We start from the raw sequence: 13971 nt of genomic DNA, 5'->3' as shown, positions 1-13971 counted from the left end.
CCGCTGAACCTGCCGCCCGCACCGCCCGCACCGCCGACCCGCTGAGCGGTGCCGCGGCGGACGCACCGGCGCAGGCGCTGGACGCACCGGCGCAGGCGCTGGCCGCACCGCCGCAGATCGCCGACCGCTACGACGTCGTCGTGGTCGGCTCCGGCGCCGGGGGCGGGATCGCGGCCTGGCAGCTGGCCCGGGCCGGCCGGCGCGTGCTGCTCGTGGAGCGCGGCGGCTGGCCCGCCACCGCCGAGCTGGCGCACGACCACCTGCGCAACCCCCGCTCCGCCAGCGGTCTGGACCCGCTGACGGGCCCGCGCGGCACCACGGACCCGCGCACCCTGCTCACGGGGTCCGGCTCGACCGTGCTGCGCCCCGGCGACAGCGCCTGGAACGCCAACGCGATGCTGCTGGGCGGCGGCACGCGCGTGTACGGCGCCCAGGCCTGGCGCTTCTGCCCCGAGGACTTCCGGATGGCCTCGCGCTACGGCGTGCCCGAGGGCAGCGCGCTGGCCGACTGGCCGATCGACTACCAGGACCTGGAGCCCTACTACGACGAGGTCGAGTGGGCCCTGGGCGTCAGCGCCGAGGCCGGCGGGGACCCGTGGGCCGGTCCGCGCTCGCGCGGCTTCCCGATGCCGGCGCTGGGCGGCGGCGAGCAGGAGCGGCTGCTGGCCGAGGGTGCGCGCCGGCTGGGGCTGGGCACCACCACGGTGCCGCTGCTGGTCAACGCCACCCCCCGCGCCGGGCGCGCGGCGTGCGTGCGCTGCGCGCAGTGCGTGGGTTTCGCCTGCCCCGTGGACGCCAAGAGCGGCACCCACAACACCGCCCTGCCCTGGGCGCTGGCGACCGGCCGCTGCACGGTGCTGCCCGGCACCCGCGTCGAGCGCGTGCTCGCCGCCGGCCGCGAGCGCGTGCAGGGCGTGGCCCTCGTCGGGCGGTGGCGGGGCCGCACGTGGCGGCGCGTGGTGCACGCCGAGGAGGTCGTCCTGGCCGCGGGGGCGGTGGAGACCGCCCGGCTGCTGCTGGCCAGCGCCCACGAGGCCGACCCGGCCGGCATGGGCAACAGCACCGACCAGGTCGGCCGGCACCTGCAGGGCCACGTCTACGGCGGCGCCAGCGCCCTCTTCGCCGAGGACGTCGTGGACCTGCTCGGACCCGGTCCCGCCATCGCCACGTGCGACTTCCGCCACGGCAACCCCGGCGTGGTCGGTGGCGGGATGCTCGCCAACGAGTTCGTGCCCACCCCGGCCACCACCCGCCGCTGGCTCACCGGCGCCGGCTTGATCCCCCGGCACGGGCCGGACGGGCGCGAGGGCCTGCACCGCCTCGCGCGCCGCCTGGTGAGGGTCGTGGGCCCGGCGCAGGAGGTGACGACGGCCGGCTCGCGCGTCCGCCTGGACCCGCGCGTGCGCGACGGCGACGGCAACGCCGTCGCGGCGCTGTCCGGTGGCCTGCACCCCGAGGACCGCCGCACCCAGGCGTTCCTGTCCGAGCGCGCCGCGCAGTGGCTGCACGCCGCCGGCGCCGAGCGCGTCGTCCCGGTGCCCGCTCCGGGACGCGCGGGCGGTCCCAGCGCCGGGCAGCACCAGGCCGGCACCGCGCGCTCGGGCACCGACGCGGCCACCTCGGTGACCGACCCCTTCGGGCGCGTGTGGGGCTACCGCAACCTGCGCGTGGTGGACGCCTCCGTGCACGTGACCAACGGCGGGGTCAACCCGGTGCTCACCGTCATGGCCGGCGCGGCGCGCACCACCGAGCACCTGCTCACCGGACGCACCCGGCGGCAGCGGGCCTGACCGGGTCCCGCAGCCCGCCGCCGCGGGCGGTGGTGCCCGCGCCGGGCCGCGGTCCGGGTGGGGTGTCGGTGCCTGGTGCTGGAGTGAGCAGGGGGTGAGGGAGGCGGTGGACGGTCAGCCGGGCGGCGAGCGGGTCGGTGCCGCGGTGACCGCTGCGCACCTGCGGGAGGCGGCGCTGGCGGCGGTCGCGGACGCCGCGGCCTTCTACGGCCGGCAGTTGCGCGAGCCGCTCACCGGCCGCCCGGCCCGGCAGGTCCTGGCCGCCCGGCGCCTGGAGCTCGGCGGGGCCGGCGCGCCGCCGGAGGAGGTCGGCTACGCCCCCGACTCCTTCGACGCCCTGCACCGGCACCTGCGCGGCCTCGGCCACGACGACGCCACGCTGCTGTCCGCCGGGCTCCTCACCCGCACCCGGCGCGGCGCCCTCGTCGACCTGCTGCGCCACCGCATCACCTTCACCCTCCACGACCTCGCCGGCCGCCCCGTCGCCTTCACCGCGCGCGCCGTCACCGAGGACCCCGCCGGACGCCCCACCGGCCCCCGATCGGCGCGCGGGGCCGCCGGGCGCAGGACGCCGAAGTACCTGAACTCCCCCGACACGCCCCTGTGGCGCAAGAGCGAGGTCCTCTTCGCCCTCGGCGCACCCCGCGTGCGCGCGGCCCTGGCCGCCGGGGCGGTACCGGTCCTGGTCGAGGGCCCCGTCGACGCCCTGGCCGTCACCGCCGCCGGTCGCGGCCACCACGTCGGCCTGGCCACCTGCGGAACCGTGCTGACCGACGCGCACCTGGAGGCGCTGCACCGGGTCCTCGTGCGGGCGGGCGTCCCCGGCGGGCTGGCCGAGCGGGGACTCGTCGTCGCCTTCGACGTCGACCGGGCCGGACGGGCCGGCGCCGCCCGCGCCTGGCGCCTGCTGCGCGAGCGGGGCGTGTGGCCGCACGAGCTGCGCCTGGCGCCGGGCGCGGACCCGGCCGCCGCCTGGGCCGGCGATCCGGACGCCCTGACGCGGGCGCTGGCCGCCTGCGGTCGGCAGCCGTTGCAGGACAGCCTGATCGACGACGCGGTGGCGCCGTTCGCCGCTCGGGTGCACGAGGTGCCCAGTCAGGTCGCCGCCGTGCGCGCCGCCGCGGCGTTCCTGCGCGGCACCCCGGCCGAGCTGATCGGCGACGGCATCCTGCGCGTCGTGCTGGCCACCGGGGTGGACGCGGAGTTCGTCGTCACCCAGGTCCTCGACGCCGCCGGCGGACCGCGGCGCGACGCGGCGCCCACCGCAGCGCCCACCGCAGCGCCCACCACCGGGCCCACCACCGGGCCCACCACCGGGCCCACCACCGGGCCCACCGCAGGCCCCGACCTGGGGTTCCGCCGCGCCGCGCGGCGCCGGGTGCCGGAGCGAGCGCCTGCTGCGACCAGCGCCGTGCCCACCCCCACCGGGGCACCCGCGAGCCTTCGGGTGCCCGACGCGAAGCCCGACGCGAAGCCCGACGCGAAGCCCGTCGCGCAGAGCGCGGACGACCGCCGCGCGGGCAGCAGCGGCAGCGCCTGGAGCCCGGCCGAGGACGAGCAGCTGGTGCGCGAGCTGCTCGACGGGCTGCTCGTGGAGGACATCGCCGCCGCGCACCGGCGCACCACCGGCGCGATCCGCTCGCGCGCCCGGCGCGCCCGGCGCGCCCGGCGCACCGAGCGCAGCAGCGACGACGCCGAGGCGGTGGTCGCGGCGATGGTCGAGGCGGCGCTGACGCCCGTCACGCTGCCTGCCGCACCGACCGTCACACCGGGCGCGCCGGCGCGCCCGGCGGCAGCGTCGCGCACGACCAGCGGCGGAGCCGCACGCCACGGCCAGCGGTGGAACGCCATCGAGGACGCCGCGCTGCTGCACGCCCTGCGGGCCGGTCGCAGCCTGAGCCAGCTGGCCGGCACCCACCAGCGCCGGGCCGGGTCGGTCCTGCTGCGCGCCGAGCGGCTGCTGGGCGTCCCCACCGGCACCACCCAGACCCGCGCCGCCCGCCTGGAGGCGGTCCTGCAGCGACTGCGCGAGGCGCCGCTGCAGCACCCGGCCGACGCCGAGGCGCCGCTGCGCCGTCCCGACGCCGGCGACGCGCAGGACCCGGCCGCGCGCACCGCGGCGGTGCGGTCCCTGCTCATCGCGACGTCCAGCGTCATCCGCCGGCTCGACGAGTTCGAGGCCCCCCGGAGCCGGCCGATCCGGGAGGAGGACGGCGCTGGTCACGGCGCAGCGGCGACCGCACCGTCCGAGGCGACCAGCGGAGCTCGCTGCGCTCGACCCAGCCGTGCTGGAACTCCTCCGGCCGGTCGCTGCGCCCCCGCCGGCGCCGAGCAGCGCGGTGAAGCACCGTGAGCACGGCTCGCACCTGGGTGGACGGCACCAGCACGACCACCGAGCCGTCCGCGGCCGCAGGCCGCCGCCGGCCGCGCTGGACGAGCAGGCGCCGAGCACGTCCCGCTGGTCACGGCGACGGCTCCCTCGTCGTCGTCCCCGCCGGGCCGAGCGGCCCCTGCTGCCGCGCCCTGGCCGACAGCGACGCGCAGGCGGTCCGCGACGACCTCGCACGGGTGATCGCCCTGGCCGGCAGGGTGCACCTGGTGCCCGCCCACGACGCCCTCGCCCGCGCGCGCACCCCCGCCTGAGCCCCGCGACCGGTGCGGGCTCGTGAACGGCCACGGGGGTGCGCGTCCACGGTCCGGCCGGACCACCACTCGACCCCGCACCCAGGTGCAGGGTCGACGCTGCACGCATGACTCCGCCGGACACCGCTGACCCGCTCACGACCGCCACCCGCCGCACGGTGCGCGCCTCCGCCGGCTACGACCTCCTCACCACCGCCGGGTTCGCCCTGCTGCTCGCCAACTTCACGGGCAGCGTCGTGGCCGCGTGGTCGCTGTACCGCCTGCTGCGTCCCTCGCGGGCGGCTGCCGCCGCCGACGTGGCCGCACGGGCCCTGTTCTCCCTGGCCATGATCGCCGCGCTGAGCCGCGGCGCCTCCCCGCTGCTGGCGGTCGTGCTCCTCCTGGAGATCGCCCGGGGCCTCGCGCAGGCCGCCGTCCTGCTCTGCACGCGGCCCCGGGCGAGCAGCGCCGCCCGGCTCCCCGCCCGCGCCTCCTGGGGTCGGCGCGTGCGCACCCCCGAACTCGCCCGGGCGGCCGCGGTGGCCGTGTCCACCGTCAGGTTCTACGAGCGCGAGGGGCTGCTGCCGGCACCGGCCCGCCAGCGCGACGGTTACCGCGCCTACACCGCGGAGGACGTGCGCACCGTCCGGTTCCTGCGCCGGGGCCAGGGCCTGGACCTGGGCTTCACCCTGGCCGAGCTGGCCGCCTTCACCCGGCTCTCGGGTGCAGCGCGCAGCAGCGGCGTCCTCGCCGCCGACGTCGCCGAGCACGCCCACCGCAAGGTGGACGAGATCGCGCAGCTGCTCGCAGCGCAGTGCCTCGACACGAGCGCCCCCTGCCCGGTCGTCGAGGCCCTGGCGGGCTGAGCAGCCGGGCACCGGCACCGGTACCGGCACGGTCGTCGGCTCGGGAGCCCACGGGGTGACACGCCGCGACCGGATCCAGCAGGATGGGACCCCGGACGTCGCTGCGACTCGGAGGACACCCGCATGGAGATCGCCGCCGACACGCTCCAGAAGGCCCTGCGGGTCAACCTCGACCCCCGCTGGTACGGGACCATCGCCGAGATCGGTGCGGGTCAGGAGGTGGCGCGCTGGTTCTTCCGCGCCGGTGGTGCCGCCGGCACCGTGGCGAAGTCGATGTCGGCCTACGACATGGCCGTCAGCGACGCCGTCTACGGCAAGTCCGAGCGGTACGTGTCCCTCGGGCGCCTGCAGGCGATGCTGCAGCACGAGCTGTCCCTCAACGTCGAGCGCCTCAGCGAGGCGCGCGGGGACGACACCTGCTTCTTCGCCTTCGCCGACACCGTCGTGGCCCGCAGCTACCGCGGCGGCAACGAGTGCCACGGGTGGATGGGCGTGCGGTTCCAGGCCCACCCGCACGACGAGCCCAGCCAGATCGTGCTGCACGTGCGGATGCTCGACGACGACGCGGGCATGCAGCAGGAGGCCCTGGGCGTCGTCGGGGTCAACCTGCTGCACGCGGCGTTCTTCGAGCGCCACGAGCCGGACCAGGTCGTGGCCAGCCTGCTGGACCGGCTGTCCACCGGGCGCATCGAGATCGACGTGATCCAGTTCCGCGGGATCGAGTTCCGCCACGTGGACAACCGGGTGATGGCGCTGCAGCTGGTGCAGCTGGGCCTGTCGGGCGTGGCGATGTTCGGCCCCGACGGGGAGGTGCTGCAGCCCTCCGAGGCGCTGCGCAAGCACGCGGTCCTCGTCGAGCGCGGCAGCTTCCGCCCCCCGACGGTCGTCAACATCGACATGCTCACCTGCGCCGAGGAGAAGTTCGCGCAGGAGGACGCCGGGGGCGCCCCGGTCCTGGCCCTGACCGAGCTCACGATGCGGAACCTGCGCGCGGCCGGGGACAAGGTCGACCGGCGCGACTTCCTGGCCCGCGCGGACCTCCTCGGTGCGTGCGGCATGACGACGGTCATCACGGACTACTACGAGTACAACCGCCTGGCCGAGTACCTCCAGCGGCGCACCAAGGAGCGCATCGGCATCGTCATGGGCGTGCCGAGCCTGGTGAACCTCTTCGACGAGGAGAACCACTCGCACATGCAGGGCGGGATCCTGGAGAGCTTCGGCAGGCTGTTCAAGAACGACCTGAAGCTGTTCGTCTACCCCATGCAGGACCAGGGGACCGGCGCCACGGTCACCGTGGAGGACCTGCAGGTCGCGCCCGACCTGCAGCCGCTGTTCGACTTCCTCGCCCGCCGCGGCAGCTTCGTGCACCTGGACAACTACCGGCCCGAGTACCTGCCGATCCTGAGCCGCGACGTGCTGCGCCGCATCGCGGCCGGGGACGACAGCTGGGAGTCCATGGTGCCCGAGGAGGTCGCGTCGACGATCGTCAAGCGGGGCTTCTTCGGGTACAAGCGCCGGGAGGACTGAGCGGGAACGCGGCGCACGGGCCGCACGGGCCCCCTCGCCACCGGCCGGTGCACCCGCGTGCCGCGACGGGTGCACCGGCCGGTGGCGAGGGCGCGGTCGTGCTGATCCCCGGTCGGCTCAGGCCAGGGGCGACCCCCCCGTCACGCCGAGGACCTCGGCGGTGATGTAGCTGGACTCCTGCGAGGCGAAGAAGACGTACGCCGGGGCGAGCTCGGCGGGCTGCCCGGCCCGTCCCAGGGGGACGTCCTCGCCGAAGGTCTCGACCTTGTCCTCCGGCATCGTCGCCGGGATCAGGGGCGTCCAGATGGGGCCGGGGGCCACGGAGTTCACCCGGATGCCCTTCTCCGCCAGCATCTGGCCCAGGCCCTTGGTGAAGTTCACGATGCCGGCCTTGGTGGTGGCGTAGTCCAGCAGCGGCGGGGAGGGCTGGTAGGCCTGGATCGAGGAGGTGTTGATGATGGCGGAACCGGGCCGCATGTGCGGCACGGCCTTCTTGCACAGCCAGAACATGGCGTACAGGTTGGTCTTGAGGACCCGGTCGAACTGCTCGGTGGTGATGTCCTCGATGCCGCCCGGCTGCGCCATCTGGTAGGCGGCGTTGTTCACCAGCACGTCGATGCGCCCGAACTCCGCGACGGCGCGGTCCACGACCTGCTGGCAGGCCTCCTCCTCCCGCAGGTCCACGGGCACGGCCACGCCCTTGCGCCCGGCCTGCTGGACGTGGCGCAGGGTCTCCTGCGCGTCCTGCTCCTCCTGGGGCAGGTGGGCGATGAGGACGTCGGCACCCTCGCGGGCGAACGCGATCGCGACCGCCCGGCCGATGCCGGAGTCACCGCCGGTGATGATCGCCTTCTTGCCCTCGAGGCGCTCGCTGCCCCGGTAGGACTCCTCGCCGTGGTCGGGCTGATCACCCATGTCCTGCGTGCGGCCGGGGTGCGCGAGCTGCTCACCCTCGGCCTCGGGCTGGGCGTACTGCTCCTGCGGGTCCTGGGGGTCGGTCTGGTCCTGGGGCATGGCTACCTCCGTCGACGGGTGCTCCAAGGGTGCTGTACCCCGCGACGGGTGCCCTCACGCCCCGCGAAGCCCACCGGTTGCACGCGGGCTCAGGTGCCGGCGCGCACGGCGTAGTGCAGGTGCACCACCCCGTTGCCGAACCGCCGCTGGTCCAGCAGCTGCAGGCCGACGCGCACGCCCGCGGGCAGCGCCGGCTTGCCGCCACCGACGAGCACGGGGTGCAGCAGCAGCACGCACTCGTCCACCAGGCCGTGCCGGAACGCCTGCGCGCCCAGGTCCGCACCACCGACGCTGAGGTCCGCACCGGAGCCCTCCTTGAGCCGGCGCACCGCCTCGGGCTCGAAGCGCCGCTCGATCCGCGTGCGCGCCGTGGACACCTCCTCCAGCGTGGAGGAGTACACGACCTTGTCCCCGTCGCGCCAGATCCCCGCGTACTCGCGCACGACGGCCGGTTCGCCGGTCAACCAGTCGTCGTCCTCCCACACGCGCATGCTCTCGTACAGGCGCCGGCCGTACAGCGAGGTGCCGATGCCGCGCTCGTGCTCGTTCCAGAACGCGTGCACCTCCTCGTCGGGCACCGACCAGTCGAAGGAGCCGTCCTGGTCCTCCAGGTAGCCGTCGACGGAGGTGTTGGCCGCGTAGATCAGCTTGCCCACGACTGCCTCCAACCGGACGGGGGTCACAGCCTCCACCGCCACGGCGTCCGCGGCAAGGGGCGTCAGGAGGTGACGCAGACCTGACCGCGGTCGCGGCGCTGCGGGCCGTCCCCGCCGGGGCGGATGTCCACGTCGAAGATCTCCGTGGGCAGGAAGAGCGAGCAGCAGGCGTTGGGGATGTCCACGACGCCGCCGATGCGCCCCTCGACGGGTGAGGTGCCCAGGATGAGGTAGGCCTGCTCGCCGGTGTAGCCCCACTTCTGCAGGTACTGGATCGCGTTGAGGCAGGCGTTGCGGTAGGCCAGCGTGGCGTCGAGGTAGTGGTTGGTGTCGTCGCGGTGGTCGACCGAGACGCCGATGAAGGTCAGGAACTCGGAGTAGCGCGGCTCGACCCGACCGGGCATGAAGATGGGGTTGGTCGTGACCCCGTAGGTCTCCATGCCGCCCTTGATGAGGTCGACGTGGAAGTCGATGAAGCCGCCCATCTCGATGGCGCCGCAGAAGTTGATCTCCCCGTCGCCCTGGCTGAAGTGCAGGTCCCCGCCGGACAGCAGGCCGCCGTCGACGTAGACCGGGTAGAACACCCGGCTGCCCCGGGTGAAGTTCTTGATGTCGTGGTTCCCGCCGTTCTCGCGGGCGGGCACGGTCCGCGCCCCGTCGCGCCCGACGGCCTCCAGCAGGTCGCCGGTGGCGGTGCCGGCCAGGACGTTGTCCGGCAGCGGCGGCAGCCCGAGCGCCGGCACGCGGTCGGGGTCGGTCGCGATGAGCGCGCGCTCCCGGGTGTTCCACCGCGCCAGCAGGTCGGGGGAGGGAGCCGTCCCGAAGAGCCCGGGGTGGGTGATCCCGGTGTACTTCACGCCCGGGACGTGCCGGGAGCTGCACTGCTGCCCCTGGAAGTCCCAGATCGCCTTGTAGGCGTCGGGGAAGTAGTCGGTCAGGAACCCACCGCCGTTGACCTTGGCGAAGATGCCCGAGTAGCCCCAGCCCTCCCCGCAGTTCGGGCCCCGGGTCTGCGGCACCGGTCCGAGGTCCAGGATGTCGACCACGAGCAGGTCGCCGGGTTCGGCTCCCTCCACCGCGATCGGGCCCGAGAGCACGTGGGCGTGGGACAGGTCGACGTCACGGACGTCGTTGGCGGAGTCGTTGTTGCCGATCTGGCCGTCGGTCCACTCCCGGCACTCCACCCGGATGTCCTGCCCGGGCCGGACGGTCACCGCCGCGGGGATGTCGGGGTGCCAGCGGTTGTGACCGGGTACGGCCTGCTCGCGCATGGACCTGCTCTGATCGACGGTGAACACGACTTCTGGCACGGCGGCTTCCCCTCATCGAACGCCCGGACCGGTGCCGGGCTGGTGGCGGACACGAGGTGCGGGTGCGGACAACGACCGGCTCAGCGGAGCGCTCGCGGCCAGCAGGAGCGCACCGAGGACGGCGACGACGACGGCGGTGGCCAGCGAGTCCCGCCACCAGCCGGCGACGATCAGGAACCCGGGGACGGCTGCGGTCAGGAGGCCCTCGCCGACGGCGAGCACCCCGATCGCCGGGGCGAGGCGGTCCCGGTGCAGGGCCATCAGCAGGAAGAACGCGGACCACAGGGCCGCCCACAGCAGCCAGATCACGCCGAACGCGGCGTCGTCGACCACCACCCACGAGTGGACGGCGAACCCGACGGCGGCCAGCGCGACGACCAGGGAGAACCAGCCCAGCCCCTCGGCGGGCCAGCCGGAGACCGCGTTGATCCCCACCCACAGGTAGGTGAAGCCGAAGAAGTACAGGCCGGCGGCCAGCGCGATCCGTGCCGTGTCACCACCCGCGGCGATGATCAGGTAGGTGGGCGTGAGGACCTGCAGGGCGCCGACGAACAGGTTCAGCGGCGCCGCGCCGCGCCCGTCCACGTGCCCCAGCAGGACGAGCCCGTTGACGACCAGGACCGCGCCCACGTACAGCAGACCGACGGCGCCCACGAGTCACCACCGCGGCAGGGGCGGGTGGGGTCCGGCCGGCCGGTGGGCCGCGTCGAGCGGCGCGGCGCCGGTCACCGGGTTCCACCGACGGCGGCGCGGTGGCGGTGCGCCGTGCGGGAGGGAGCGGACGACCTGCGGCGCCTCGGCGCTGGCGGCAGCGCGGTCGAGGGCGCGGTGCACCGGGGAGGGTGTGCTCAGCAGGCCCGGGGCGGTGAACACGCGCGCCGCCGGCGCGCCGCAGGTCGGGCAGGTGTGGGTCGGGCGCAGGGCCGACATCGGTTGGACCACTTCGAACACCGAGCAGCCGGGACAGCGGAAGACGTAGGTCGCCATGACTCCTCCATCTCTTCCACATGAAATGTATTCACTTGAAAGTGTTTGTCAAGACCCCCGGACCGCTCCCCCGGCGGGTTCCACGCCGCTGTCCGCGCGCACCCGGCGCCGGCAGCTCACAGACGTGCGAGGACGTCGAAGTCGTAGCCGTCGGCCGCCGCCAGGTGCACCTGCTGCTCGAGGTGGTTGCCCGCGAAGGACACCGGGCCGCGGGGGCCGTCGTAACCGGTCCCGGAGCTGACGGCCTGCATCCGCCCGACCTCCAGCGACCCGGCGCGCCGCGCCAGCGCCGCCAGCGCCATCAGGCCCTCGTAGCACGACTCGGCGGCGTTGTTCAGCGGCGGTGCGTCGGGGCCGTGCTGGTGCACGTACGCGCTGCACAGCTCCACCGCGGACGCCGTCGCCAACGACCGGAAGTACGAGGCGGAGGCGAACAGGTCCCGGGTGGCGTCGGCGCCGCTGGCCAGGAGCATGTTCTCCTCCATCAGGGGGCTGAACCGGACCAGCCGCTCGTGCAGACCCCGCTCGGCGAAGGCGCGGTTGAACTGCACCGCGTCCTGGCCGACCAGGTACAGCAGGACGCCCTGGGCGTCGCTGCCCCCGACGTGCTCGAGCACGGCGGAGAAGTCCCGGGTGCCCAGCGGGACGAACACGGTCCCGCTCACCTCGAGCCCCAGCTGACGGGCGAACAGGTGCGTGACGCGCACCGAGGCGCGCGGCCACACGTAGTCGTCGCCGACGATGAACCACCGGCGGACGCCGCGGCCGTCGCGCAGCCACCGCAGCGCCGGGGCGATCTGGCGGGCGGGCGTCTCACCGGAGCAGAAGACCCCCTGCCGCCCCTCCCCGCCCTCGTAGAGCGAGGTGTAGACGTACGGGACGCGACCGGACGTCACCGGGGCGAGCGCGTTGCGGACGGCGGAGATGTGCCAGCCGGTCACCGCGTCGAGCTCCCCGGCCCGGATCAGCCCGTCGACCTCGGCGGCCACGTCGCGCGGGCGCGCACCCCCGTCGACGACGCGGACCGCCACCTGCCGCCCGAGCACCCCGGTGGCGTTGAGCGCCCGGACGGCCGTGGCGGCCACCGCCTCGCACGAGGGGCCGAAGATGCCGGCCGGTCCTCGCAGGGGGACGACGAGACCGACACGCAGGTGCGATCGTCTCCGGTGCATCGATCCTCCTGGGCGAGCTGCACCACCCCGGGCAGGGGACACTATGCTCACCTTTCCCCGCCCGGGGAAGGCTTCGCCGGGTCGGGAGAGAGCAGCATGCGGAAGGAAACCCGGAGGACCACCGCACCGCGGCAGGTCGCGTCCTACACGGACCTGCTGCGCCGGGTCGCCGACGACCTGACGTCCCTGGCGGAGGAGCCCCTGCGGGACGCCGAGCTGACGCTGGACCAGTGGCGCGTGCTGCAGGCCCTGGCGGACCGCGGCCCGATGTCCATGACCGAGGTCGGCGCCCTCACGCGCATCAGCGGGCCGACGCTGACCCGGGTCGTGGACCGCTTGACCGAGCGGTCGCTGCTCTACCGCAACGTCGACACCGAGGACCGTCGCCGGGTGCTCGTCCACGCCGCCGACCGCGGGCGGCAGCTCCACCGCGCGCTGGCCCCGAAGCTGCTCGAGGCGGAGCGGTCGGGCCTGTCCCGGTTGCCGGACGCGGAGCTGGGCGTGCTCCGCCAGGCGCTGGAACGGCTCGCGGACGACTGACGTGCGAGGTGCGCGGCGGCGCCCGACCGGACCGCCGAGGGGGCTCAGGCCGCCGGGGCGGTGCCGGGCAGGAGGAGCAGTCGGCGGCGCACGGCGGTGGCGGCGGTCTCGCGGGCCGCGGCGTGCTCCGGGGGCCGTACCGGGCCCGCAGGGCCCGCGTGTCGGGCCGGGCGTGGCGCCGGGCGCCGGCGGGGTCGAGGGCCCCGAGGACCAGGCCCTGGACCGCCTGCGCGACTGGCTGCGCACCCCGGAGGGCGACCCGGACGGCTCCAGCCGCCTCGGTCGCCTGCTGGCCAAGGGCACGGCTGGACCGGCCCGGGAGGACGAGGTCGTCGCGGCCCGGCCGCTCGCGGCGTTCGAGGCGTTGTTCGACGGCTGCCGCCGGCCCGGCGGTGCTGGGCGGACTGTCCGCCCAGCACCCACCGCGGGCTCGAGGCCCTCACCGAGGCCGGGGTCGACGGAAGACCCTCGACCGCGTCGCCGGCGCCGCGATCGACGGCATCGCCCTCGATCCAGCGCGCGCGCAGGCAGCCGTCCCGGGGACCGGCGATCAGGCCCCGGCACGGGGGTCGTCCAGCACGTCGCGCCACGAGTGCCGGGGCTCGTAGCCGAGCAGGTCGCGGGCCTTGCCGATGCTGTAGAACGTCTCGTCGCGGCCCATCTCGCGGCGCACCTCGACACCGCCGTAGAAGGTGTCGATGACCTCCCGCGTGGTCGCAGCGACCGACATGTCGGCGTTGGCGACGTTGAAGACCTCGAAGCCCAGCCCGTCGGTCTGCAGAGCGCGCAGGGTCGCCTGGCCCAGGTCGCGGGTGTCGATGTAGGCGAAGAAGTTGCGCCGCCGCAGCGACGGGTCCGCCAGGAAGGCCGGGAACTTCTCGGCGTACTCGTGGGGCTCGACGACGTTGTTGATGCGCAGGCCGTAGACGTCCGCGCCGGTGCGGGCGTGGAAGGAGCGCGCGACCACCTCCCCGGCCACCTTCGAGATGGCGTAGGAGTCCTCCGGCACCACGGGGTGCTCCTCGTCGACGGGCACGTACAGCGGCTTGCGTTCGCCCCGGGCGAAGCAGACGCCGTAGACCGTCTCCGAGGAGGCGAAGACCACCTTGCGGATGCCGAGCCGGGTCGCGGCCTCCAGGACGTTGTAGTGCGCCGAGGTGTTGGCCGCGAACGTGGTGGCGTCCGGGGCGATGAAGGAGCTGGGGATCGCGGCGAAGTGGACGACGGCGTCGTAGGCCGACGCGGTCGACGCGGCGGGGGCCGGGTCGTCGAGGTCGGCCGCCGCGGGTGTGCCCGCCAGCGCGGAGTAGACCTGGCCGGCGTCGGTCAGGTCGACGCGCAGGTCGGCGACGTCGGGGTGGCGCAGCGGGGTGAGGTCGGCGTTGGTGACCCGGTGGCCCTGGGAGGCCAGGTACGGCGCGACGTGGTGACCGGCCTTGCCGCTGCCGCCGGTGAAGAAGATGCGCATGCGCCCAGCCAACCAC

The 13971-nt window shown here is 75.1% G+C and carries 13 protein-coding genes; 6 read left to right on the top strand and 7 right to left on the bottom strand.

Annotation, left to right across the window (positions count from 1 at the left end; genetic code table 11):
• The 5 genes from GTR00_RS04410 to GTR00_RS04390 form a co-directional block, all read left to right on the top strand.
• The coding region (locus GTR00_RS04410) for a GMC oxidoreductase (protein ID WP_205705032.1) at window positions 1-1790 on the top strand (1790 nt) is incomplete at its 5' end.
• Between the two features lie 145 nt (window positions 1791-1935).
• Entirely contained in the window at window positions 1936-4143 is a 2208-nt protein-coding gene (locus GTR00_RS04405; RefSeq protein ID WP_166610427.1) for a toprim domain-containing protein, read from the top strand.
• On the top strand, window positions 4140-4433 hold the full coding sequence (locus tag GTR00_RS04400; RefSeq protein ID WP_166610426.1) for a hypothetical protein: 294 nt from the start codon (window positions 4140-4142) through the stop codon (window positions 4431-4433). The genes GTR00_RS04405 and GTR00_RS04400 overlap by 4 nt, the downstream gene beginning before the upstream one ends.
• A 107-nt stretch (window positions 4434-4540) precedes the next feature.
• Entirely contained in the window at window positions 4541-5278 is a 738-nt protein-coding gene (locus GTR00_RS04395; protein WP_205705031.1) for a MerR family transcriptional regulator, read from the top strand.
• Window positions 5279-5401: 123 nt separating this feature from the next.
• Entirely contained in the window at window positions 5402-6808 is a 1407-nt protein-coding gene (locus tag GTR00_RS04390) for a TonB-dependent receptor (RefSeq protein WP_166610425.1), read from the top strand.
• A gap of 117 nt (window positions 6809-6925) precedes the next feature.
• Here GTR00_RS04390 and GTR00_RS04385 read toward each other — a convergent pair whose 3' ends face one another.
• The 6 genes from GTR00_RS04385 to GTR00_RS04360 all read right to left on the bottom strand — a co-directional run bounded on the left by GTR00_RS04385 (window position 6926) and on the right by GTR00_RS04360 (window position 11947).
• Window positions 6926-7822 (bottom strand): SDR family oxidoreductase, encoded by an 897-nt coding sequence (locus GTR00_RS04385; protein WP_166610424.1) that lies wholly within the window; start codon window positions 7820-7822, stop codon window positions 6926-6928.
• A gap of 89 nt (window positions 7823-7911) precedes the next feature.
• Entirely contained in the window at window positions 7912-8478 is a 567-nt protein-coding gene (locus GTR00_RS04380) for a dihydrofolate reductase family protein (RefSeq protein ID WP_166610423.1), read from the bottom strand.
• A gap of 62 nt (window positions 8479-8540) precedes the next feature.
• Entirely contained in the window at window positions 8541-9788 is a 1248-nt protein-coding gene (fmdA, locus tag GTR00_RS04375) for a formamidase (RefSeq protein WP_166610422.1), read from the bottom strand.
• A gap of 12 nt (window positions 9789-9800) precedes the next feature.
• Complete coding sequence (locus GTR00_RS04370; protein WP_166610421.1) at window positions 9801-10442, bottom strand: AmiS/UreI family transporter; 642 nt, start codon at window positions 10440-10442, stop codon at window positions 9801-9803.
• 3 nt (window positions 10443-10445) lie between these two features.
• Window positions 10446-10775 (bottom strand): FmdB family zinc ribbon protein, encoded by a 330-nt coding sequence (locus tag GTR00_RS26260; RefSeq protein WP_166610420.1) that lies wholly within the window; start codon window positions 10773-10775, stop codon window positions 10446-10448.
• A 116-nt stretch (window positions 10776-10891) separates the two neighbouring features.
• Complete coding sequence (locus tag GTR00_RS04360; protein ID WP_166610419.1) at window positions 10892-11947, bottom strand: substrate-binding domain-containing protein; 1056 nt, start codon at window positions 11945-11947, stop codon at window positions 10892-10894.
• A gap of 96 nt (window positions 11948-12043) precedes the next feature.
• Here GTR00_RS04360 and GTR00_RS04355 point away from each other — a divergent pair, with 96 nt between their 5' ends.
• A complete protein-coding gene (locus tag GTR00_RS04355; RefSeq protein WP_166610418.1) occupies window positions 12044-12487 on the top strand; it encodes a MarR family winged helix-turn-helix transcriptional regulator in 444 nt (147 codons plus the stop codon).
• Window positions 12488-13037: 550 nt separating this feature from the next.
• Here GTR00_RS04355 and GTR00_RS04350 read toward each other — a convergent pair.
• Window positions 13038-13955: an NAD-dependent epimerase/dehydratase family protein gene (locus GTR00_RS04350; RefSeq protein ID WP_166610417.1), complete on the bottom strand. Its 918-nt coding sequence runs from the start codon at window positions 13953-13955 to the stop codon at window positions 13038-13040.
• Window positions 13956-13971 lie beyond the last annotated feature (16 nt).

The organism is Kineococcus indalonis, from assembly GCF_009906395.1.
In the GTDB taxonomy this organism is placed as follows: Bacteria; Actinomycetota; Actinomycetes; order Actinomycetales; family Kineococcaceae; genus Kineococcus; species Kineococcus indalonis.
Note: the sequence above shows the minus strand (reverse complement) of the source record. Positions and strands in the feature narration are given on the sequence as shown.

Coding starts and splice junctions, on each gene's coding strand:
- GTR00_RS04395 (WP_205705031.1), top strand. CDS start 4,541: ATGACTCCGCCGGACACCGCTGACCCGCTCACGACCGCCACCCGCCGC.
- GTR00_RS04390 (WP_166610425.1), top strand. CDS start 5,402: ATGGAGATCGCCGCCGACACGCTCCAGAAGGCCCTGCGGGTCAACCTC.
- GTR00_RS04385 (WP_166610424.1), bottom strand. CDS start 7,822: ATGCCCCAGGACCAGACCGACCCCCAGGACCCGCAGGAGCAGTACGCC.
- GTR00_RS26260 (WP_166610420.1), bottom strand. CDS start 10,775: ATGGCGACCTACGTCTTCCGCTGTCCCGGCTGCTCGGTGTTCGAAGTG.
- GTR00_RS04360 (WP_166610419.1), bottom strand. CDS start 11,947: ATGCACCGGAGACGATCGCACCTGCGTGTCGGTCTCGTCGTCCCCCTG.
- GTR00_RS04355 (WP_166610418.1), top strand. CDS start 12,044: ATGCGGAAGGAAACCCGGAGGACCACCGCACCGCGGCAGGTCGCGTCC.
- GTR00_RS04350 (WP_166610417.1), bottom strand. CDS start 13,955: ATGCGCATCTTCTTCACCGGCGGCAGCGGCAAGGCCGGTCACCACGTC.